Source organism: Buttiauxella noackiae (assembly GCF_000737905.1).
Lineage (GTDB): Bacteria > Pseudomonadota > Gammaproteobacteria > Enterobacterales > Enterobacteriaceae > Buttiauxella > Buttiauxella noackiae.
Genome location: NZ_JPRU01000002.1, coordinates 1,130,858 through 1,152,464, shown reverse-complemented (window position 1 = coordinate 1,152,464; position 21,607 = coordinate 1,130,858). Strand labels below are relative to the sequence as shown.

Below are 21,607 nucleotides of genomic sequence, written 5' to 3'. Positions count from 1 at the left end.
GATTTGTGAGCACTTCATTAGCGAATAGATTTCGCCTGCCAATGGCAAAAACACTCCGGGTTATCCATCTGGTTTTCATTTTTGTTTTTGCGCTGACCACTTTTTTATTCTGGCAGCAAGGACAGCTATTTAGCCATGGTTACCGTACAAGCCAACTGAGTCACCTGGAAAGTGTGATTGCCCGAATCGAAAGTAAAGCACAGTACAAAGTTGACAATCTTCGCTATCTAAAAAGAATTTTTATTGAAGCGATGGATGATCCACTCTTCCCTGGTGTGGCAACTGTTCCTTCGGAAATTACAGGTGATGTTGGCGATTCACCATTGTGGATCCGCGAGCTGCCTTTGCCCGATACGCTTACCGAAGACAGCAAATTTCACGGCGCGGATGCGCTACAAGTCCGCCAGTAGCTCTATGCATTGCGGAAAATTCAAGGTCTTTTCCCGTTGGCCACAGGGGCCAATGAACTTACTGCTGATTTGTACTACATCTCTCGTGATGGCGAATTTATTGTCTCTTTATCTCAGGAGATGAACTCGCTATTAGAGAGCAGTTACAACCCGCATGAGGAACAGGGTAGTTTCGTATTGGCCTCGCCGTTGCTCAATCCACAGCGAGAACCTTTCTGGACACGGCAAAATATCGCTAAAACTGATGACACTCTGGTTAATGCTGCCATTCCTGTCGATTTTCGTGGTGAATGGATAGGGCTTCTGGGGATTGCGTTTGAAAATGATGCGGTGCAGAAATTCCTTGCGGGGTCTTTACCAGAAGATACGCAGAGCGCATATCAACTGTTTGATGAACAGCTAATCCCGCTAACCAATGCCGTAGGCTCGGTCAATCAATTTCAACTCACTGCTCAGCATCTACAAACAATTCGTGAAATGCTTGAGGTCTCATCGCGTGGCACGATGCGCGATGGGTCGGTATTCATCACTTTTGGCAGAGTTGTTGGTACGCGTTCGGTGTTAATAAGTACTCAGACTCTCAGCCAGGGTTTACATGAAGACTTTGGCCGTTTCAGTATCTTGTTGATCGTGATGTGGGGGATATTTGTGCTTTTCCTTTGGGGATCGCACCGAGTGATTTGCCGCCTGGTGCGCAATATGGGTAGCTTGCAGCGTGAGATGCAGCGTCATGCGCTTCACGATGATTTGACTGGAGCGTTAAACCGTCGCGGTTTCTTCGCAAAAACATCGCAAATTAGCCCTAATTATGTGGATTACACTCTCGTACAGCTTGATCTCGACCATTTCAAAAAAGTGAACGACGTTTACGGGCATTTGGTTGGTGATAACGTGTTGATACACGCCACCCAACACATTCAGCGTGCGATACGCAGTCAGGATATTCTGGGGCGTATTGGCGGTGAGGAGTTCTGTATTTATCTGCCTAATTCCGATCTCAAGGCGGGGATTATGGTGGCGACAAGAGTTAAATGGGAACTTGAGTCTTCGGCATTGGTTTTGGATGACGGCCGCAAATTACCGGTTACCGCGTCGCTAGGTGTGGCTTCACATAGTGAATATCCGGAGTACACGCTTGATCAAATCCAGTCGCTTGCAGATATGCGGATGTATACCGCTAAAGAACGAGGCAGAAACCAGGTCTGCTGGCAGGATGACGAGGCGATTGGGACGTAGATAAATCCGCTATGAATTTCAGGCATAAAAAAGCCGGGGCAAATTGCCCCGGCTTTTTACTGTGAGAATTACAAGAACAGACCAGCGATAGAAGCTGACAGAATACTCACCAGAGTTGCACCGTAAACCAGTTTCAGGCCAAAGCGAGAAACCACGTTACCTTGCTCTTCGTTCAGGCCTTTAATCGCACCAGCGATAATCCCGATAGAAGAGAAGTTAGCAAACGAAACCAGGAACACAGACAGGATACCTTCCGCACGTGGGGAAAGCGTACCGGCCAGTTTTTGCAGATCCAACATCGCAACGAATTCGTTGGAAACCAGTTTGGTGGCCATGATGCTACCAACCTGCAATGCTTCATGCGACGGAACACCCATCACCCAGGCTACCGGGTAGAAGATGTAACCCAGGATGCCCTGGAAGGAGATGCCGAAGATTGCTGCAAACAGTGCGTTCAGTGCCGCGATCAGGGCAATGAAGCCAATCAGCATCGCTGCAACGATAATCGCAACTTTAAAACCTGCCAGAATGTATTCACCTAGCATTTCGAAGAAGCTTTGGCCTTCATGCAGGTTAGACATCTGTATATTTTCTTCGCTCTCATCAACGCGGTAAGGGTTAATCAGCGACAGTACAATAAAGGTACTGAACATGTTCAACACCAGTGCTGCAACCACATATTTTGGCTCGAGCATCGTCATATAAGCACCGACAATCGACATGGACACGGTAGACATGGCCGTAGCGGACATGGTGTACATGCGGTTGCGTGACATCTTGCCGAGAATATCCTTATAGGCGATAAAGTTTTCTGATTGTCCCAGAATCAGCGAGCTTACGGCGTTAAAGGATTCCAGTTTACCCATACCATTCACTTTAGACAGAACGGTACCGATAAAGCGGATAACAATCGGCAGAACGCGGATGTGCTGCAATATCCCGATCAGCGCAGAGATAAATACGATTGGGCAGAGTACTTTCAGGAAGAAGAAGGCGAGTCCTTCGTCATTCATCTTACCGAATACAAAGTTTGTCCCCTCATTAGCGAACGAAAGCAGTTTCTCAAACATTTCTGAGAAACCTCTCACAAAGCCCAGACCGATTTCTGAGTTCAGGAAGAACCAGGCGAGAATGAGTTCAATCACTAACAGTTGAACGATAAAGCGAATACGAATCTGCTTACGGTTGCTACTTAGCAATAAAGCAAGTAGCGCTACCACGGCAAGCGCTAAGACAAAGTGAAGAACGCGGGACATATTTGCTCCAAACATGAGGCAGGTTTAATTTCGTTGCACATTCTATGAAACAAGCAATAAGAAAACGAGACTAATCGCACACTATAGTGATGTCATGTGACCAAACTCAAAATTAGTGATCAACCATACATTTCTGCTATGTTAAGTAAAGAAGGTAAAAGTTGCGTCAGTGCACACATCCTTAACATAATGGTTGTCGTAATTTTTTTTCATTAACGGGCGATGCTAAATCGTCACCCCTAATCCCTCATTGTTTTCATCTATCAGAGCAATCAGTTTATCTCACTTAAATGAATTTGATAATCATTCTCATTTTTGATAGTTTGAAACATAGCAAAGGCTATATCTCAGAGGCAGATGATGACAAACAGTCGCGTTGACAACAGTGGCACCCGCACAGCGCGCAGATTACGCCTGGCGTTGATGGGGCCGGCTTTTATCGCTGCTATCGGGTATATCGATCCTGGCAACTTTGCGACCAACATTCAGGCCGGGGCAAGCTTTGGCTATAAATTGCTATGGGTAGTGGTGTGGGCGAACCTGATGGCAATGCTCATCCAGATTCTGTCGGCAAAATTAGGGATTGCCACCGGCAAGAACCTCGCCGAACAGATTCGTGACCACTATCCGCGTCCGGTTGTATGGTTGTACTGGATACAAGCCGAAATCATTGCCATGGCGACCGATCTGGCCGAATTCATTGGTGCTGCGATTGGTTTTAAGTTGATCCTCGGTGTTTCTCTATTACAAGGTGCGGTGCTGACCGGGATTGCGACTTTCCTGATATTGATGCTGCAAAGGCGCGGCCAAAAACCTCTCGAAAAAGTAATCGGCGGTTTACTGCTGTTTGTGGCTGCTGCGTATATCGTGGAGTTGATTTTCTCGCAGCCTAAACTGACTGAATTGGGCAAAGGGATGTTGATCCCAAGTTTACCGACCAGTGAAGCGGTATTTTTAGCCGCAGGCGTGCTGGGGGCGACTATTATGCCGCATGTCATCTACCTGCACTCGTCACTGACTCAACATCTACACGGCGGCAACCGCGCTGAACGTTACTCAGCGACAAAATGGGATGTCGGTATTGCAATGACGATTGCCGGGTTTGTCAATCTGGCGATGATGGCAACGGCCGCTGCTGCGTTTCACTTCTCAGGACATACAGGCGTTGCCGATCTTGACGAGGCATATCTCACACTGGAGCCACTTTTAAGCCATTCAGCGGCGACTATCTTCGGATTGAGTCTGGTTGCGGCGGGACTGTCATCAACTGTTGTCGGCACGCTAGCAGGGCAGGTCGTGATGCAGGGGTTTGTGCGCTTCTATATACCACTGTGGGTTCGTCGCTCAGTCACTATGGCACCTTCATTTATTGTCATCCTGATGGGACTTGACCCAACGCGCGTTCTTGTCATGAGCCAGGTACTGCTCAGTTTTGGTATCGCACTAGCGCTGGTACCGCTTCTGATTTTCACCAGCAATGAGAAATTGATGGGGGATTTAGTCAATACCCGGTTGGTAAAACATGTGGGGTGGGTGATTGTGGCTATAGTGGTGGCGCTTAACTTGTGGCTGCTGGTTGGTACGGCTTTGGGGTTATAGATTTACCGCCTTCTGCGACTACAGCTTTGTGGTCGCAGGCTACATCTTTATCTGTTTATTCATGCATGACGCCGTAACCATTGATATCCCTTTGCCCATTGAATCAGCAGAATATATTCCTGATTGCGTGAACCATAAACATTCCCTGAATTGCAAACGCGATTGCTAACACACCAACAATCATGAAGTTGTGATGCCCTAGTGCAATAGCACCCAAGAATACGTCAATAAATGTATTGAGCAATAATATTCCCAAAAGCGGAATGCTCAGTAGTTTTCTATTAGCTATCATTGTCCACATTATTTATAGATTACCTTGTATATATTGGTGCCAGAACACGGGTAATCATACCTACTAAGACACTGTTGATTAGCTACTACTTACAGAACAAATGAGTATGATTTGTTGAACAATCAGCTCTGTCCATTCCACATCATGTTATGTATGATTTATGCTGACGTTTAGAAACATCAGGGTTTTGTCATGTTCAAACATTTTAATCATATGGCTCTTTTTGCCGCGCTGGTAAAAAACGGCAATTTTACAAGAACCGCTGAAGAATTGAATATGACGAAATCTCGCGTCAGCCAGCAAATAAGTGAGCTTGAAGAATATCTTGGCTTACGGTTGCTCAATCGAACAACGCGAAAGATCTCGCTGACATATGCTGGCGAAAGTTATTTGCGATACTGTCAGGAAGTGATAGATGTTGCATTCAGAGCTGATGAGCTCATTCAGTTATTACGTGAAAGCCCAAACGGAAAATTAAGAATAATAGCGCCTCCGGGGTTTATGTACAGCGCCTTGCCTGCTCCTCATCATGAATTTTTGAAAGCAAATCCACAGGTTGAACTTGAACTGATCACTGCAGACTCATTCTTTGGTTCGGTGAACGACACTTTTGATGTTGCTTACAGAATAGGTAAGCCTTCAGATGATTCTTTCATTGGGCGTTTTCTGGGAACCTTTAATCGATTTATTGTTGCGACGCCGGAGTATGCACAAAAGCAAAGTTTTACCTCACCTGATGAATTGCTTACATGTGATTTAATTACTCACCAAACATGGAAGAGCGTCACTCTTTCTCAAGAAAATAGTAGCTATAAATTAGTAATGAGTTCTCGGCATACCAGCGATAACCTGACTTATATATTGCAACAAGCTTTACAAGGTACAGGCATGGCAATTTTGCCCGAGTACATTGTGGAGTCCTATATTAAAAATGGGCAACTTAAAATTATTTTGCCCGACTGGAGTGTGCAGAAAATTGAATTATGGATGATTTACCCCAGTAATAAAAATAACACTTTGACATTGCGTAATTACATTGATTTTATTCTACAGAGCGATGCTATCAAAGCACTCGGTAAAACCAGTAAACCCGAATAGTTAGTTCATTATTCACTACCTTTCTTTTTCATTATTATTATTTAATCTCAAATTTAAGTGGGAGCGCTTTGGTATGCCGCAATATCTGTCATTAAAAGATTATGCCTCAAACATTTATAGCCAAAAAATGAATGTTGATAGTTTATGGAATAGCTATACATTGATTTTGCTAAAGAACATTACATTAACTGAGCGTTTATACCATCATCAGGTGGCAAACTGCCAAAGTAATAAGTTATCCATCAGTCTTTTTGGGATGATACAACTCAGTATTGAGCGCACGGGTTTTTTAGGACCAATAATGATTAACTATCATCCGCTGATTCAGGGAGATAGCATTATGGACATACCATCTTCATATATTAATCAACAAGGACTCCTGGATGGAATGATTTCTCTCTCTGATAAAAAACAGATCTTTGAACATTATTTAAATAAATTACTTCCTGTTTATGAACATATGGCAAATTTATGTTTAAAGGATAAATAATGATAGTTAGACCTGAACAACACTGGTTCAGACGATTGTTCTCATGGCGAGGATCTATTATGAGAAAAATCTCGTGCCAGCTACTCTTTTTCGCTATGTTGAATATAGTTTATCTATTTTTACTCCCGTTATTTCATATGCATGGTATTGAAGCAAAAGAAAGCCCGATTGGTTTTATTGGTATCTCCATTTCTATTTTTCTTGGCTTTCGTAACAATGCTGCATGGATCCGCTATTCTGAGGCCAGAAAACTTTGGGGCGATTTGTTGATTACAAGCCGTTCTTTAATGCGCGAAATAAAAAGTACCACAGAGGCTAGTCAGGATGAGATGAAAGTCGTGCTCAATTTTATTGTATGTTATTGCAATATTCTAAAATCGAAGCTGCGACATGAAAAAATGCCTATAGAGATCACTTCGCAAGCCCCATTTATGCTTGAAGGGCTTAATGTTGCCACTCCATGTAATGCTTTGCTTCAGGAGATTGGTAAATGGCTTTTTAGCCATAAGCGAAACTCTCTGGATTACCAGAACTTTAATCATTATCTCAATAATATCAGCACTATTCAGGGTGGGTGTGAACGTATCAGCAATACGCCCATTCCGTTTGCATACTCTTTAATTTTACATCGCACCATTTATATCTATTGTGCGATTTATCCATTGCTGATCATCGATAGCTTTGGCTTTCTTTCCCTGCTATTTTCATTATTTACCACTTACGCACTGCTTGCGCTTGATGCTATTGCAACGGAGCTTGAGGACCCTTTTGGTCGGGAAGATAATGATTTACCCTTGAATGCTATCTGCAATGCCATTGAAATTGATTTACGGGAAATGATCCATGATGGGAGGCTTCCTGAAAAAATTACCCCGGATAAAAACTATCGATTGCTGTAATAGAATTGCTGTAATAAAAAATGGGAGCCTTAGCTCCCATTTTCAAATCATTTCCATCAATGGCGGTGACCGCCACCATGCCCACGACCATGATCGCCATGGCCTCGGCCACGATGATCGTCACGATCGTTCCAGCCTGCGCGATAACCTTTCTCAAAGCTGCTACGGCCACGGTCTTTATACCAGCCACGATGATAGCCATTATCATGGCGGTGCCAGCCACGGTCACGCCATTCGTAATTACGATGCCAGTAATCACGGTCACGCCAGCCGCCGCCATCCCAGTAATTACCGCGATAATCCTGATCGCCAATTTGAAGCTTAACTGACGGCAGCAGGGTGATTTCGCCCGCATTCGCCATCATTGGTGCAGATGCCAGTAATGCAATCGCAAGAATCAGTGACCTGAACATACTCTCTCCTTTAACACGGTAACCGCATGGCGGTCTGTTAACGCAATAGTAAGGTGTGGTAAACAAGTGTTTCATCACCACAACTCCTAATTCGCTGAAGAGAGCACTTTTTGCTAATTTAGCTCGTAATTAAACCAGTTAGTGATAGCGATTACACCAAAATAGCTTCAATTTCTGCTAGTTCTGCCGCCGTGAAGTGGCGATTGGCTAACATACCGACTGCATCATCAATTTGGCTGGTTTTACTGGCGCCAATCAGCACTGATGTTACTTTGTCACCACGCAGAACCCACGCCAGGGCCATTTGGGACAGTTTCTGTCCACGACGTTGCGCAATAGCATTCAATTTACGCACTTTTTCCAGTTTTTCCTCGGTGAGCTGGCCAGCATTAAGGAATTTGCTGCCGCTGGCTGCGCGGGAATCGGCTGGAATTCCGTCCAGATAACGATCCGTCAACTGGCCACCCGCCAGCGGTGAAAAGGCAATACTACCCACGCCTTTTTCTTGCAGAATATTCAGCAAACCGCCTTCAACCCAACGCTCAAACATCGAGTAACGTGGCTGGTGGATAAGGCATGGAGTACCAAGATGGTTCAAAATATCAATGGCTTGAGCTGCGAGTTCGGCCGGATAATTTGAGATGCCAACATACAGTGCCTTACCCTGGCGCACCACGGTATCCAGTGCGCGCATGGTTTCTTCAAGTGGTGTTTCGGGATCCGGGCGATGGTGATAGAAGATGTCTACATACTCCAACCCCATCCGCTTCAGGCTTTGATCAAGGCTTGAAATAAGATACTTACGCGATCCCCAATCTCCATATGGCCCCTCCCACATGGTGTAGCCCGCTTTGGACGAAATAATCAGCTCATCACGATATGGAAGGAAATCTTCACGCAGGATACGGCCAAAGTTTTCTTCAGCAGACCCCGGAGGCGGCCCATAGTTATTGGCCAGATCCAAGTGGGTAATCCCTGAATCAAATGCGCGGTGCAATAACTGCCGGCTGTTCTCAAGTAGTGTGGTGTCACCAAAGTTGTGCCATAAGCCGAGAGAAATGGCGGGGAGTTTGAGTCCGCTGCGCCCACAACGACGATACTCCATTGATTCATAACGCGCAGGATTTGCCTGATAGACCATATTAGTTTCCCGGTAAGTGAATAATGCCCAATTTAGTGTATACGTTTTCACAACATCTTTGACTATCAGACTACACCGCAGTTACGTGTAAATCCCTCTTTCCACACCCTTATTCTCATTGATCCTCGACAGCGATCACATATGCCCAATACTCACAGTAAGCCCTCTGAGAAGGAATGAGTTATGTCTTACACTGTCGCAGATTATCTTCTGGACCGATTCACCGAGGTTGGAATTACTCATCTGTTTGGGGTTCCCGGTGACTACAACTTACAATTTCTGGACAATGTGATTAATAACCCGACCCTTGCCTGGGTGGGGTGTGCCAACGAGCTGAATGCGGCATATGCTGCTGATGGTTATGCTCGCTGTTGTGGAGCAGCTGCGGTGCTCACCACCTTTGGGGTTGGTGAGTTAAGTGCCATTAATGGCATCGCTGGAAGTTACGCTGAGTATTTACCGGTTATCCATGTAGTCGGCGCGCCATGCCTTGGGGCACAGCAGCGCGGCGAGTTAATGCACCACACATTAGGCGATGGTGATTTCCGGCACTTTGCGCGAATGGCGCAGGAAGTGACAGTGGCCCAGGCTTCCCTCACAGTCGAAAATGCTTGTTACGAAATCGACCGCGTTTTGCAGCAAGCTCTCACCCAACGTCGCCCTGGTTATTTATTATTACCGAGCGATGTTTCCCAGGCTCTCGCTACTCGTCCGACAAAACCATTACTCATCTCGCATCAGCCAACCGATCCTGGATTACTGGCAGAATTTCGCGCCTGTGCCCAAGAGCGTCTGGCGGAAAGCCGTAGTGTGGCCTTATTGGGGGATTTTCTGGCGCTACGTTTTGGGCAGCAAAAAGCGTTGCAACACTGGATGGATGACACTCCCATGCCTCATGCAACATTGCTGATGGGCAAAGGGTTGTTTGATGAAGGTCAGCAGGGGTTTGTAGGTACTTACAGCGCCGCCGCCAGCGATGCAACGGTGATTCAGGCGATTGAAACTGCCGAGTTGGTTATCTGTGTGGGTGTTAAGTTTACCGATACGCTTACCGCCGGATTCACGCAGCATTTCACCCTTCAGCAGACTATAGATATTCAACCGAACGCCACCCGAATAGGTGAACGCTGGTTTAGCGGCATTACTATGGGGGAAGCCGTGTCGGTCTTGCATCAGTTGTGCAAACACCAGGTTTCTGGCTGGCCCGTATCAAACCAAAAGCCACCCGCGCTACCCGAAGCGGGTAGGGGGAAACTAGACCAGCATGCATTCTGGCAATCAATTCAAAAATTTCTGCGGGCGGGAGATATTGTTCTTGCCGATCAAGGAACTGCCGCTTTCGGCGCGGCAACGCTGACCTTACCCGCCGGGGTAACTTTTATCAGCCAGCCGTTGTGGGGCTCGATAGGTTATACGCTGCCCGCCGCATTCGGGGCGCAAACCGCATGTCCGAATCGCCGCGTCGTTTTGCTGGTGGGGGATGGCTCGGCGCAGCTTACGATTCAGGAAATTGGGTCGATGATGCGCGATGGGCAGCGTCCAGTGATCTTCTTGCTCAATAATGATGGTTATACCGTTGAGCGAGCAATCCATGGTGCAGAGCAGCGCTATAACGACATCGCGTCATGGAACTGGACGCAAATTCCGCAGGCGATGAATATTCACAACCCTGCACAATGCTGGCGAGTAACAGAGCAAGTACAGCTCGAAGAAGTGATGCAGAAGGCGGCGTTGGCAGAACGACTTACGCTTGTGGAAGTCGTTCTGCCGAAACAAGATATTCCCGAATTATTACAGGCCGTTACGGCCGCGCTGGCTAAGCGAAACGCCGCTAAGGATTAAACCCTGGGCTTCTCTGCCATCATTACCGGTTTACCGGCAAGCATCAGCCAGGCTGGCAGCATCACGATGCACAGCAACGGGAGTAGTTTGATGTCAGGTACCACAGCCATTGCCATAAACAGGCTGAGCCAACCATCACGCGTAACGACTAACACCAGGCCAAGGATGGCGCAAGATAGCGTAATGGCTGCCGGAACCGCTTCTACATGCTGGTGGAGCATCATCCCAAGTGCCACCGCAACGAAGACCACTGGGAATATGCGCCCGCCACGGAATCCACAGGCAGAAGCAATCACTAACGCCGCCAGTTTTACCACTGCAAACATCAGCAATGTTGCTACAGAGTAATGCTGCCCAGTGGTGAGCTGGCGCATTTCATCCAGCCCCTTGAATAATGTGATCTCACCGCCAATCAGCCCTAATACACCTAACAAAAAGCCACCAACACCAAGAATTAGCACCGGATGTTTTAGCTGGTGCATTAAACGGTGCATACGTGGAAGGCACCAGACGGCCACCATGCCCAATGCAATCGCAATAGCGGCCACCACGGCGCCACTGAAAATATCCACCAGGCGCAGCTCCGTGTATTGCAAAGAAGGCAAAGAGAAATCAGGGTGGAAGAACAAGTCTGTGGTCATTGCTCCGGCTGCTGCTGCCATAAGGGGGGCAAAAAGTCGGTCCCACAAGGGAATATCATTACTGCCGTTGAGCGTTTGGGAAAATACCAATGCCGCTGCCACCGGTGTGCCGAACAATGCGCCAATGGTTCCGGCTGCGGCAAGAATCGTCCAGTCGAGCGCCCCGACTTTTGGCAACAAGCGCGCGCCAATAGCCACAGCCAGCGCGATATTTACCGCCATAATAGGATGTTCAGGGCCGAGACTTACACCTCCGGCAAGCCCAAGCACTAGCGCAATAATCAAACCCGGCAATGCCATTACGTTGACTGGCGCACCAATCAACGGTTCAGTGGCAGGGTCAGGGCCGGCATGTCCAGGCATATAGCGAACCACCAACCCAACCGCAATTCCGGTGAAGGTCAGCATCAATAAAATCCACATCGGGGAATTCATGTCGAGATCAAATCGGGCGGGCAGCGACACCCATAAATATTTTTGTAAGACAGCGGCAACTTTCATCACCACAATTAATACCAAGCTGGAACAGATCCCAATCACCAGTGCCGGAATTGAAAGAACCAGCATGGTTCTGGCTCGCGGATGGAGCATGATTTTTCCTTAACTAAAATTTTTTTAACGCAAAATCGTCACGGCATACAGTCTGCCAGATAACACATCTTACCTTTCAGCAATAAGGGCTGAAACGGTCAAGCTAATTTGTGACGAAGATCTATAATCCCAAGGCACTTCTCATCTGGTCGTTGTTGTTTAGGCTAGCTAATTTTACAGTGTTGCCAGGACTTATTTTGACTTTAGCGGAGCAGTGGAAGAATGACAAAATATGCTTTGGTAGGAGATGTAGGCGGTACCAATGCACGTCTGGCACTGTGCAACGTAGAAAATGGCGACATCACTCAGGCAAAAACCTATTCGGGCCTTGATTTCCCAAGCCTTGAAGCGGTAGTGGTGCATTATCTCAAAGAGCACAGTGTGAGTGTGACTGACGGTTGTATCGCAATTGCTTGCCCGATTACCGGCGACTGGGTAGCGATGACCAACCATACCTGGGCATTCTCTACCGCTGAGATGAAAAAGAATCTTGGCTTTGAACATCTGGAAATCATTAACGATTTCACCGCTGTTTCGATGGCTATTCCGATGATCAAAGATGAGCACCTGATCAAGTTTGGCGGCGGTGAGCCAGTCGAAGGTAAGCCTGTTGCGGTCTATGGTGCAGGTACTGGGCTTGGGGTAGCACATCTTGTTCATGTTGATAAGCGCTGGGTGAGCCTGCCGGGTGAAGGCGGTCATGTTGATTTTGCGCCAAACAGTGAAGAAGAGGGGATTATCCTCGAAGAGCTGCGTACCGAAATTGGCCATGTTTCTGCTGAACGCGTGCTATCGGGGCCTGGCCTTGTCAATTTGTACCGCGCTATTGTTAAATCAGACGGTCGTGAGCCGCAGGGTTATAAACCGAAAGATATTACTGAACGAGCGCTGGAAGATAGCTGCACCGACTGCCGTCGCGCACTATCTTTGTTCTGTGTGATCATGGGGCGTTTTGGTGGCAATCTGGCACTGACGCTGGGAACATTTGGTGGTGTTTACATAGCAGGCGGGATAGTGCCGCGTTTCCTGGAATTCTTTAAAGCATCCGGTTTCCGTGGCGGTTTTGAAGACAAAGGGCGTTTTAAAGAGTACGTACAAAATATCCCTGTCTACTTGATTGTTCACGATCAACCGGGGCTGCTGGGCGCAGGTGCGCATCTGCGTCAGACGCTGGGACAGGTTCTTTAGTAGCCTAAAAAAGGGTGGATGACGCTTATGCTCATCCACCCTACAAATCGTGTGTAACTTCTTGCACCCGTTCTACAACCGCATCAACGCACGAAACTCTTTTACCTTGCTGCGACTCACCGGCACCTGAAAATCCAAATCCCGCAGGCGCAAAATATAAGTATTGTTAAACCACGGCTCTATCTCGCGGATTTTGCTCAGGTTCACGCAATACGAGCGATGGCAGCGGAAAAAATGGCTTTCCGGAAGACGGTTACAAAACTCAGTGATATTCATCGGCATCACATAGGCTTCACGTCGCGTATAAACAAACGTCATTTTCTCGTGCGCTTCGGCGTAATAAATATCGTTGATGTCAGTGACGATAATTCGCTCATCTTTCACCAGGTTAATCGTCAACGCTTCGCGGTTTGTCGTATTCCCGGACGCTGGAGCATTCTGTTGCTGGTAAGCCGCTTCCAGTTTTTGCAGCATGCCAATAATGCGCGATTCCTGGTAAGGTTTGAGAATGTAGTCGAATGCTTCCAACTCGAAGGCTTCTACCGCATGTTCTTTCCAGGCAGTGATAAACACAATAAATGGCTTATGGGCAAATTTACTGATGTTTTGCGCCAATAACACACCATCTAAAGAAGGGATGTTTATATCTAAAAAAATAGCGTCAACTTCGTGATGTTGCAGGTACTTCAGGACATCCATACCATCGTCAAAGATACCAACCACTTCCATCTGGCTATGTTCTTTTATCAGCCAGTTAAGCTCCTGCTGTGCCAGCACTTCATCTTCTACGATGAGAACTTTCATGTATTTCCTCCTTGCTGCGACAATAACGGCGGAACGACAGTTGCGGCGTGAGGAATGTAAAACGCAATTTCCGTACCCGGCTCAAGACGGCGGATAATTAACCCCTCTCCATAGAGTAATTTTACGCGATGGTGCACATTTAACAGGCCAATTTTATTGCCTGGCATCTCGTTGGCCTCTACGCGTTCAATAACTTGCGGATCGATACCATGCCCGGTGTCGCGCACAGCAATACGCACCCGGTTACCACTCTCTTCCACGCTGATGGTCACGACACCTTTGCCTTTACATTGCTGAACGCCATGAACAATCGCATTCTCAACCAACGGCTGAATAAGCAGGCTTGGGATAAGACAGTTAACCTCTTCTTCAATGTTATAAATCACCGTTAGCTTGTCGCCAAAGCGCGCCTGCTCAATAGCGATATAGTCTTTAATTTGATAAAGCTCTTTTTTAATGTCGATCTGCTCATCATCTTTTAATTCAATGTTGTAACGCAGATAGCGCGACAGGTTATAGATAAGCTGGCGTGCGGTATCTGGATTCATCCGAATAGACGATGAAATCGCATTCAGGGCGTTGAACAGAAAATGAGGGTTAATTTTGCTTTGCAGAGCGCGTAACTCCGCTTTATTTGCCATTTCGCGTAATTGCTCCGCACGAGAAACTTCCAGTTGAGTAGAAATAATCTGCGAAAGCCCGACCGCCATTTCTTGTAATGTGGAAGTTATCTGGTGTGCGTGGCGGTAATAGATTTTAAGCGTGCCGGTGACGACACCTTTTTCCCATAACGGAATAATTATCAGCGAGTGAATTTCCGGCGTCCGGTAAGCTTCATCATCATTGCGGATAATGATTTTGCCTTCTCGAATCGCGAGCTGCGTTCTGGGGCTGATACCGTCGTCATTCTGTTTATAGTTATTTTCCCCAAAACCGACGTAGGCCAGTACTTTGTCGATATCGGTTATCGCCACCGCGTCGGCTTTAATATCTTCACGGATAATATTGCAGACCTGGCGCAGTGATTCGCTATTAACGTTGCGGAACAGTGGCAGTGTTTTGTTGGCAATATCCAGCGCAAGTTTGGCCTGGCGCGCGGCACTGGCCTCTTTTTCACCCTCAACACTTTGCACCAGCACCACTATCAGGCCAATAGAGACTGTTCCTAGGATCATCGGAATACCGATTTTCGAAACGATATCTATCCCGAGCTCAACAGATGGTGCCCATAGGACTACCAGCACCATGGTCATGGTTTCACATAGCATCCCGGCGATAATGCCGACACTCCAGTGTTTCTCTTTGGGTATTTTACGGTTTATCCATCCTGAAATAATGCCCGCAACGATGCTGGTAATCAGGCAGGGAATAGCAGTTATGCCGCCAATATCAATTAGATAACGGTGTGACCCGGCAATAATACCGGTGATAATACCTACCCACGGGCCAAATAAGATCCCCCCCGCCATCACTGCGATAATGCGCACGTTAACCAGCGAGCCTTCAACGTGTACACCAGACCAGGTGCTGAACAAGGCAAATAACGAGAAAATAGCAGTGACTGCTAATAACTCTTTGGGCGTGTGGGCATTTTTATGCAGCAGCTCGCGGAAAAGCCGGATGCGAATCAAAAAAAACAGGCAAATAAGCATCAGCGCCGCCCGGTCAAATACCGCCAGCAGCATATTAAAAATTTCGTGCACGGGTGACTCGCGTGACAAAGAATGGAAAGGCAATGATAAGGAAATTACACAGCGGTTACCAGAAAGGTATCTTTTGGTGAAAAGAAGGTGGATGTCGCTTGCGCTAATCCACCCCACAACGGACTTACAGCTTTTTGTCGATCGGACTAGCGTAGCGATACCCGACGACTGATTCGATTACTTCCCGCCCAATTGCTCTCGCCCGGCGTCAGTTAAATCCGCAGGAGTGGCTCGTCCCGTGAAATCCACTTCGAAATCATCAGCGGCGAAGTCTGGCGGTGATTTTCCTTCAACAAATGCTGGCCATTGGCGCTCGAGGTATGCAGCATTTTTCTCACACCACGGAGCTGCAGCGATATACATCACGTTACTGTCAAATTCCCCATGATGTTCATTTTCAACGGCATGGATCACATCGCAGTGCCAGAACACGGTATCGCCTGCTTCCATATCCGGAATTGAGGAAATCCCTGTTAATAAAAGGGGATGCCATTGCTCGTTAATGGATAGTGCGCGTCCTGGCTTCGCTTCACATAAGGATTCTTCAGGCACATCGTCTTGTAGCGCGCGCAGTAAGATATAGGCCATTGCGTTTGCGATCGGAAGTAAGGTTAGTGTGCCACCGTGTTTACGTTGAGGGCTAAGTGCCGTCCAACCCTGGAAAGTACGGAACATGGAACACACTGCTGGGGATGGGAACTCACGTACTTCGGTACGGCCTTCCGCAGCAAATGGATTGTAATTTTGCCATTCACCGGCAAACACATGGCGATAAACATGGCGGAAATTCTCATCCAGCCAGCGCTCAACTGAACCGCCATCGACATGTGGCGACAGGCCCAGGGAGTTTGAGCGAGGTGGGCGACGGCGGGTACGGTCAGCGTAGCTCACGACACGATTTGGATCGAAGTGCTGTTTACCGTTGCTTTCGGTTTCCCATAAATTATTCAGGAAAACCTGTACCGCTTTCATACGGGCATGCTGGCGAGCTTCGACTTGTGGTTTAGACCAGTAAATACCGTAAATCTGCGGTTTACTGGCGGCAAGATTACCGAAATAGTTATCTTCTGCAGCATTCTTGAGTTTTTCGACAAAATTATTCCGCTCCAGGTAATTTCCCACTTCTTCATTCCAGGCCTGAGCCTGGGATTGTGGAAATACACCTTTTACAGTGCAGCAACCGCGCTGGCGAATCAGGGCTTTTTGTTGCTCACTGACACGATTGTTGACGATATCGTCGGCGTCAATTTGTGGCACCGGGTTTTCACCACGGGCTATCTCATCACGGATTGCGTCAATCTGGCGCTTCATATCGGCTTCGAGTTGTTCAAAAACGGCTCTGTAGTCAGGCAATTCGTGGCGAAGTTTTTGTTTTATCTCACGGATTGCGCGCGGTAAGTCATCGATGTGTAGGGTCATGGTGATACTCCACGTCTTCTGAAATTAAAGTTATTTGATTGTTGCGACATGGTTAATATAAGTCACATCTATCAAATAAAATAGGGATAAGCTTCAAATGAAGCATCCTCTTTTGTGTGCAATAAAAAATATTTAACCGGGTCTCTCGACAGATGATTTTCATTCAGGTTATTTTCAAAGCAGGCCACATCGCGTGGCAGCGTCGCTCGGACGGTCCGGGCGCTAACGTTAATCTGAGGAATTTATGGCTGACTCCAGTCCAAAACGTCGTTTTTCGCGTATCGATCGTCTCCCTCCGTATGTGTTCAACATCACCGCTGAATTGAAAATGGCGGCACGTCGTCGCGGCGAAGATATTATCGATTTCAGTATGGGTAACCCTGATGGCCCAACACCTCCGCACATCGTAGAAAAACTCTGTACGGTGGCGCAGCGTGAAGATACGCACGGCTACTCCACATCCCGAGGCATTCCGCGCTTACGCCGTGCGATTTCGCGCTGGTACAAAGATCGCTATGACGTCGAAATCGATCCTGAAAGCGAAGCGATTGTCACCATTGGCTCGAAAGAAGGGCTGGCTCACCTGATGCTGGCAACGCTCGACCACGGCGACACGGTACTGGTGCCAAACCCAAGTTATCCAATACATATTTACGGTGCGGTTATCGCCGGTGCGCAGGTTCGCTCGGTGCCGCTGGTGGAAGGTGTCGACTTCTTTGCCGAGCTGGAGCGCGCTATTCGCGAAAGCTATCCAAAACCGAAAATGATGATCCTCGGCTTCCCATCGAACCCAACAGCACAGTGTGTTGAACTGGAGTTTTTCGAGAAAGTTGTCGCGCTGGCTAAACGTTACGATGTGCTGGTGGTACATGACCTGGCCTACGCCGATATCGTCTATGACGGCTGGAAAGCCCCGTCAATTATGGAAGTTCCAGGTGCACGTGATGTGGCTGTTGAATTCTTCACCCTGTCGAAAAGTTACAATATGGCGGGCTGGCGCATCGGTTTTATGGTGGGCAACAAAGAGCTGGTGAACGCACTGGCTCGAATCAAAAGCTACCATGACTACGGCACATTTACGCCGTTGCAGGTCGCGGCGATTGCTGCACTTGAAGGCCCGCAAGAATGCGTGCGAGATATTGCCGAGCAGTACAAACGCCGCCGTGATGTCTTAGTTAAGGGCTTGCATGAAGCGGGCTGGATGGTGGAATGCCCGAAAGCGTCGATGTATGTATGGGCGAAAATTCCTGAGCCGTACGCGCAAATGGGGTCGCTTGAGTTTGCTAAAAAGCTACTTCAGGATGCGAAAGTGTGCGTTTCGCCAGGGGTTGGCTTTGGTGATTACGGCGACACGCATGTTCGCTTTGCTCTAATTGAAAACCGCGACCGCATTCGTCAGGCTGTACGAGGTATTAAAGCGATGTTCCGGGCGGACAGCTTATTACCAACTACGCAGAAATCTTCTTCAGATTTAGCCGAATAAAAACGAAAACAGGAGCCTTATGGCTCCTGTCTCTCATTGTTTGATATTCCGGTTATTCAACCATCATCACAAACGTACCAATCCACACTAACAAAATGAACGATAAGCCCATCATGAAATATTTCACGTTACATTGCTCCGCGCGTGTTTCCGCGCAATCTTGCTAAAAATTCAGTATAGAAAGATGAAACCGCAGTTCGGGTGTTTTGGGATTTACTTCACTCGATATAGCCGTTTCATATTGCATTTTGATGGCGATTAATCGATTCGCCGGCGCTAATGTACTCCCCATATCAGGCTAAATACAAGCGTCAACAAACGGCTAAGGCATTCATTTTTTAAACTTTACATTTCGCATAAATAAGTGGCTATAAAATCAACCAAATTCAAATGGTTATGCAATTTTGTGTCTGACGGGAATAAGATGAAAAACAGGCTCATTCGAGCCTGTTAACGATGACAATCAGACTTATTTTACTGCGTCGTGGGCATTTTCCATTGCCTGTTTCATCGCTGCGTTATTAATGGAGTTTTGTCGGTTCTGCTCGGCAAGATAACAGGTATCTTTACTGATCCCCTGAGCCTGGCAATCAGCCATGCGCTGAGCAGGAGAACTACAACCAGCCAGTGCTGTGGCCATAACCAACATCAACATTACTTTTTTCATTGCTGTTTAACCCAAAATTGAGAAGAAGCCGCCGAAGCGAAACGCCATCATCTGGCGCGTGCATAATCCATCATTTTTAATAGGGGTAAACTAAGAAAAAGCCTAATCATTGATGTGAGTGATGAATGGAGCTGGAAATAATTGATTTTAATCTGGGGGCTGATTACCCACCCCAGATTTCAGCAGTGCGGCAATATGACGCGAAAGCCTTTCAGTGCTCAGGCTGGTATCCCCTTTACGAATTTCCTGTTGCAGGCGGGCAACCGGCATTAGCGTTAAACCGAACAGAGAAATGAACAGAAACTCCGGGTCGAGATCGGGGTTTAAGCGGCCTTCATCCTGCCATTTTCGAATCCAGTTCACCGCCGACTGTTTCTCTTTCGAGCCGAAACGGGCATCAATTCGTTGCTTCAGTAACCCGGTTTCACTCAATACTTCTCTTATCCACAGCGGCGCAAACCACGGGTATAGCAACGAGACATCAATGAATTTCTGCGTCAACGCGGTCAGCGCACCCACCGGGTCGTTTGGGTGTTGCTCAAAAGCACCACCCATTGATGCCCGCGCTGGCATATAACGCTCATCAATTAATACATCAAGCAATTGTTCGCGGGTTTTGAAATAGTAATGCAGCATGGCAGGCGTCACACCCGCAGCAGCGGCAATGGCGCTCAGTGGTGTTTGCGCAATCCCCTGATTTGAAAATAACTTTAGAGCGATATCAATTAAATGTTCACGCTTATCGGTACTCTTGCTGGTCCCCGCTGGGCGGCCAGGGCGGCGACTTTTTTGGCTATTATCAATACTATTTTCGGATTTATCAGGGGCGTTTTCAGGTGACATTTTGTGCGCACTCCATTGACCGTGTGAAACTAATCCAACTATATTAATTATCCAGTTAATTAATTACAAGCCGACAGGTAAAATGACCGCCACCGAAACGCCCCAGTCAGAAACGCAACAGCAAACGACATCGATTCGTTTGCTGTTTTCCGCGCTGATGCTGGTCATGCTGCTTGCGGCACTCGACCAGACCATCGTCTCTACCGCCTTGCCGACAATCGTCAGCGAGTTGGGTGGGCTGGAAAAACTCTCCTGGGTAGTAACGGCTTATTTGCTCTCTTCAACAATTGTGGTGCCGCTATACGGTAAATTTGGCGATTTGGTTGGGCGAAAAATCGTTCTGCAAATCGCGATTGTATTGTTCTTGCTTGGCTCGGCATTGTGTGGACTTGCGCAGAATATGACGCAGCTGATTCTCATGCGAGCATTGCAGGGACTGGGCGGTGGTGGCCTGATGGTGGTGACGATGGCGGCTGTGGGCGATGTCATCCCTCCGGCTGAGCGTGGAAAATACCAGGGCTTGTTTGGTGGCGTATTCGGTCTAGCCACTGTGATTGGGCCGCTGATTGGTGGTTTTCTGGTTGAGCATTTTTCCTGGCGCTGGATTTTTTACATCAATCTGCCGCTGGGTATTTTTGCGCTGCTGGTCATAGGCGCAGTGCTGAAGCCGCAAACGGCGCGTATTCGCCACCAAATTGATTTCCTCGGCGCAGGCTATCTTGCGGCCTCACTGACTTGTTTGATTCTGTTTACCAGCCAGGGCGGCACGGTAATGGCGTGGTCCGATCCCCAACTGTGGTGCATATTTGCTTTCTTCGTGGTGACGCTTGGTGGTTTTATCTATGAAGAACAGCGGGCTTTTGAGCCAATCATTCCGCTCGGCCTGTTTCGAGACCGCACCTTCCTGTTAAGTTGCCTGATTGGTTTTATTATTGGGATGTCTTTGTTTGGTTCCATGACCTTCCTGCCACTCTATTTGCAGGTGGTGAAGTCATCCACGCCGACGGAAGCGGGGATTCAACTGTTACCACTGATGGGCGGGTTAATGCTGACTTCTATTATTAGTGGTCGCATTATCAGCAAAATTGGGCGTTATCGTATCTTCCCGATTCTTGGTTCGCTGGTGACGTTCATTGCCATGGCATTGCTCGGTACACTAAAAATCGATACGCCGATTCACACTCTTTATCTCTATATCGCACTGCTGGGATTTGGCCTGGGGATGGTTATGCAGGTGCTGATACTGGCGGTACAAAATAGCGTGGATCAGAAACTGATTGGGGTGGCGACCTCCAGTACTACGCTGTTTCGCCAGATTGGCGGTTCGATAGGTGTCGCGGCTTTTGGTGCGATTTTTACTAATGTACTGCAAAACAAACTTAGTGAGCTGATCCCTCCGGATGTTCAACTGCCACACCAACTGGGTGCTAAAGCGGTACATGAACTACCGGCAGCGCTGCAAAATGATTATTTGCAGGCATTTGGTGCGGCATTGCACTCGGTTTATATGATTTCGGCGTGCGTTGTGGTGCTCGCATTTTTGCTCTCATTGCTGATGAAAGATGTCCCGCTACGCAAATAAGGTATGCTAA

At 47.6% G+C, this 21,607-nt stretch carries 20 protein-coding genes and 1 pseudogene; 11 read left to right on the top strand and 10 right to left on the bottom strand.

Annotation, left to right across the window (positions count from 1 at the left end; genetic code table 11):
• Positions 1-5: 5 nt before the first annotated feature.
• On the top strand, positions 6-410 hold the full coding sequence (locus tag IX31_RS23640; RefSeq protein ID WP_241767192.1) for a hypothetical protein: 405 nt from the start codon (positions 6-8) through the stop codon (positions 408-410).
• Between the two features lie 36 nt (positions 411-446).
• Positions 447-1,646 carry a diguanylate cyclase gene (locus tag IX31_RS13760; protein ID WP_241767191.1) on the top strand — a complete coding sequence of 400 codons (1,200 nt, stop codon included), beginning with the start codon at positions 447-449 and terminating at the stop codon, positions 1,644-1,646.
• Between the two features lie 68 nt (positions 1,647-1,714).
• Here IX31_RS13760 and IX31_RS13755 read toward each other — a convergent pair whose 3' ends face one another.
• The gene (locus IX31_RS13755; RefSeq protein WP_034458999.1) at positions 1,715-2,902 is read right to left on the bottom strand and encodes a NupC/NupG family nucleoside CNT transporter; all 1,188 of its coding nucleotides are present in this window, start codon (positions 2,900-2,902) and stop codon (positions 1,715-1,717) included.
• 290 nt (positions 2,903-3,192) lie between these two features.
• Between IX31_RS13755 and IX31_RS23805 the strand changes: the two genes are divergently transcribed.
• The 5 genes from IX31_RS23805 (at position 3,193) to IX31_RS13730 (ending at position 7,280) form a co-directional block, all read left to right on the top strand.
• Positions 3,193-3,282, top strand: coding sequence for a hypothetical protein (locus IX31_RS23805; protein ID WP_420535613.1), 90 nt, complete (start codon positions 3,193-3,195; stop codon positions 3,280-3,282).
• Positions 3,263-4,501: an Nramp family divalent metal transporter gene (locus IX31_RS13750; protein ID WP_034458997.1), complete on the top strand. Its 1,239-nt coding sequence runs from the start codon at positions 3,263-3,265 to the stop codon at positions 4,499-4,501. The genes IX31_RS23805 and IX31_RS13750 overlap by 20 nt, the downstream gene beginning before the upstream one ends.
• Positions 4,502-4,985: 484 nt before the next feature.
• On the top strand, positions 4,986-5,891 hold the full coding sequence (locus IX31_RS13740; RefSeq protein WP_034458992.1) for a LysR family transcriptional regulator: 906 nt from the start codon (positions 4,986-4,988) through the stop codon (positions 5,889-5,891).
• Between the two features lie 73 nt (positions 5,892-5,964).
• The gene (locus IX31_RS13735) at positions 5,965-6,381 is read left to right on the top strand and encodes a hypothetical protein (RefSeq protein WP_034458990.1); all 417 of its coding nucleotides are present in this window, start codon (positions 5,965-5,967) and stop codon (positions 6,379-6,381) included.
• Positions 6,381-7,280, top strand: a complete 900-nt coding sequence (locus IX31_RS13730) for a bestrophin family protein (protein WP_034458988.1) — start codon at positions 6,381-6,383, stop codon at positions 7,278-7,280. Before IX31_RS13735 ends, IX31_RS13730 begins: the two co-directional genes overlap by 1 nt.
• Before the next feature lie 56 nt (positions 7,281-7,336).
• On the opposite strand, the gene IX31_RS13725 is transcribed toward IX31_RS13730, so the two are convergent.
• Both IX31_RS13725 and mgrA read right to left on the bottom strand, forming a co-directional pair.
• Positions 7,337-7,693 (bottom strand): DUF2502 domain-containing protein, encoded by a 357-nt coding sequence (locus IX31_RS13725; protein WP_034458986.1) that lies wholly within the window; start codon positions 7,691-7,693, stop codon positions 7,337-7,339.
• Between the two features lie 151 nt (positions 7,694-7,844).
• Entirely contained in the window at positions 7,845-8,834 is a 990-nt protein-coding gene (gene mgrA, locus IX31_RS13720) for an L-glyceraldehyde 3-phosphate reductase (protein ID WP_034458984.1), read from the bottom strand.
• A gap of 183 nt (positions 8,835-9,017) precedes the next feature.
• Here mgrA and IX31_RS13715 point away from each other — a divergent pair, with 183 nt between their 5' ends.
• Positions 9,018-10,676 carry an alpha-keto acid decarboxylase family protein gene (locus tag IX31_RS13715; RefSeq protein ID WP_034458982.1) on the top strand — a complete coding sequence of 553 codons (1,659 nt, stop codon included), beginning with the start codon at positions 9,018-9,020 and terminating at the stop codon, positions 10,674-10,676.
• Here the strand turns inward: IX31_RS13715 and IX31_RS13710 are convergent.
• Positions 10,673-11,908 carry an ion channel protein gene (locus IX31_RS13710; protein WP_034458980.1) on the bottom strand — a complete coding sequence of 412 codons (1,236 nt, stop codon included), beginning with the start codon at positions 11,906-11,908 and terminating at the stop codon, positions 10,673-10,675. The two genes, IX31_RS13715 and IX31_RS13710, sit on opposite strands and share 4 nt — an antisense overlap.
• Before the next feature lie 222 nt (positions 11,909-12,130).
• Here IX31_RS13710 and glk point away from each other — a divergent pair, with 222 nt between their 5' ends.
• The gene (gene glk, locus IX31_RS13705) at positions 12,131-13,096 is read left to right on the top strand and encodes a glucokinase (protein WP_034458978.1); all 966 of its coding nucleotides are present in this window, start codon (positions 12,131-12,133) and stop codon (positions 13,094-13,096) included.
• 72 nt (positions 13,097-13,168) lie between these two features.
• Here the strand turns inward: glk and IX31_RS13700 are convergent, their stop codons facing one another.
• From IX31_RS13700 to IX31_RS13690, 3 genes are all read right to left on the bottom strand, one after another.
• Positions 13,169-13,900, bottom strand: a complete 732-nt coding sequence (locus IX31_RS13700; protein ID WP_034458976.1) for a LytR/AlgR family response regulator transcription factor — start codon at positions 13,898-13,900, stop codon at positions 13,169-13,171.
• A complete protein-coding gene (locus IX31_RS13695; RefSeq protein ID WP_034458974.1) occupies positions 13,897-15,603 on the bottom strand; it encodes a sensor histidine kinase in 1,707 nt (568 codons plus the stop codon). Before IX31_RS13695 ends, IX31_RS13700 begins: the two co-directional genes overlap by 4 nt.
• A gap of 177 nt (positions 15,604-15,780) precedes the next feature.
• Positions 15,781-17,022: a DUF1479 domain-containing protein gene (locus tag IX31_RS13690; RefSeq protein WP_034458972.1), complete on the bottom strand. Its 1,242-nt coding sequence runs from the start codon at positions 17,020-17,022 to the stop codon at positions 15,781-15,783.
• A 244-nt stretch (positions 17,023-17,266) separates the two neighbouring features.
• Between IX31_RS13690 and alaC the strand changes: the two genes are divergently transcribed.
• A complete protein-coding gene (gene alaC, locus IX31_RS13685) occupies positions 17,267-18,505 on the top strand; it encodes an alanine transaminase (RefSeq protein ID WP_034458970.1) in 1,239 nt (412 codons plus the stop codon).
• A 52-nt stretch (positions 18,506-18,557) separates the two neighbouring features.
• On the opposite strand, the gene ypdK is transcribed toward alaC, so the two are convergent.
• The 3 genes and pseudogenes from ypdK to IX31_RS13675 all read right to left on the bottom strand — a co-directional run bounded on the left by ypdK (position 18,558) and on the right by IX31_RS13675 (position 20,015).
• Positions 18,558-18,632, bottom strand: a complete 75-nt coding sequence (gene ypdK / locus IX31_RS23800; protein WP_122974041.1) for a membrane protein YpdK — start codon at positions 18,630-18,632, stop codon at positions 18,558-18,560.
• Positions 18,633-18,992: 360 nt separating this feature from the next.
• Positions 18,993-19,172 (bottom strand): annotated as a pseudogene (locus IX31_RS13680) (hypothetical protein); the annotation flags it as partial.
• A gap of 147 nt (positions 19,173-19,319) precedes the next feature.
• Entirely contained in the window at positions 19,320-20,015 is a 696-nt protein-coding gene (locus IX31_RS13675) for a TetR/AcrR family transcriptional regulator (RefSeq protein WP_051880719.1), read from the bottom strand.
• A gap of 82 nt (positions 20,016-20,097) precedes the next feature.
• Between IX31_RS13675 and IX31_RS13670 the strand changes: the two genes are divergently transcribed.
• The gene (locus IX31_RS13670) at positions 20,098-21,597 is read left to right on the top strand and encodes an MDR family MFS transporter (protein ID WP_034458966.1); all 1,500 of its coding nucleotides are present in this window, start codon (positions 20,098-20,100) and stop codon (positions 21,595-21,597) included.
• Positions 21,598-21,607: the final 10 nt, after the last annotated feature.

Excerpts from the sequence above, each read along its gene's own strand:
- IX31_RS13690 (WP_034458972.1), bottom strand. The coding sequence starts at position 17,022 with ATGACCCTACACATCGATGACTTACCGCGCGCAATCCGTGAGATAAAA.
- IX31_RS13750 (WP_034458997.1), top strand. The coding sequence starts at position 3,263 with ATGACAAACAGTCGCGTTGACAACAGTGGCACCCGCACAGCGCGCAGA.
- IX31_RS23805 (WP_420535613.1), top strand. The coding sequence starts at position 3,193 with ATGAATTTGATAATCATTCTCATTTTTGATAGTTTGAAACATAGCAAA.
- IX31_RS13730 (WP_034458988.1), top strand. The coding sequence starts at position 6,381 with ATGATAGTTAGACCTGAACAACACTGGTTCAGACGATTGTTCTCATGG.
- alaC (WP_034458970.1), top strand. The coding sequence starts at position 17,267 with ATGGCTGACTCCAGTCCAAAACGTCGTTTTTCGCGTATCGATCGTCTC.
- IX31_RS13725 (WP_034458986.1), bottom strand. The coding sequence starts at position 7,693 with ATGTTCAGGTCACTGATTCTTGCGATTGCATTACTGGCATCTGCACCA.
- IX31_RS13700 (WP_034458976.1), bottom strand. The coding sequence starts at position 13,900 with ATGAAAGTTCTCATCGTAGAAGATGAAGTGCTGGCACAGCAGGAGCTT.
- IX31_RS13670 (WP_034458966.1), top strand. The coding sequence starts at position 20,098 with ATGACCGCCACCGAAACGCCCCAGTCAGAAACGCAACAGCAAACGACA.
- IX31_RS13715 (WP_034458982.1), top strand. The coding sequence starts at position 9,018 with ATGTCTTACACTGTCGCAGATTATCTTCTGGACCGATTCACCGAGGTT.
- mgrA (WP_034458984.1), bottom strand. The coding sequence starts at position 8,834 with ATGGTCTATCAGGCAAATCCTGCGCGTTATGAATCAATGGAGTATCGT.
- IX31_RS13675 (WP_051880719.1), bottom strand. The coding sequence starts at position 20,015 with ATGTCACCTGAAAACGCCCCTGATAAATCCGAAAATAGTATTGATAAT.
- IX31_RS13710 (WP_034458980.1), bottom strand. The coding sequence starts at position 11,908 with ATGCTCCATCCGCGAGCCAGAACCATGCTGGTTCTTTCAATTCCGGCA.
- glk (WP_034458978.1), top strand. The coding sequence starts at position 12,131 with ATGACAAAATATGCTTTGGTAGGAGATGTAGGCGGTACCAATGCACGT.
- IX31_RS13755 (WP_034458999.1), bottom strand. The coding sequence starts at position 2,902 with ATGTCCCGCGTTCTTCACTTTGTCTTAGCGCTTGCCGTGGTAGCGCTA.
- IX31_RS13735 (WP_034458990.1), top strand. The coding sequence starts at position 5,965 with ATGCCGCAATATCTGTCATTAAAAGATTATGCCTCAAACATTTATAGC.
- IX31_RS13740 (WP_034458992.1), top strand. The coding sequence starts at position 4,986 with ATGTTCAAACATTTTAATCATATGGCTCTTTTTGCCGCGCTGGTAAAA.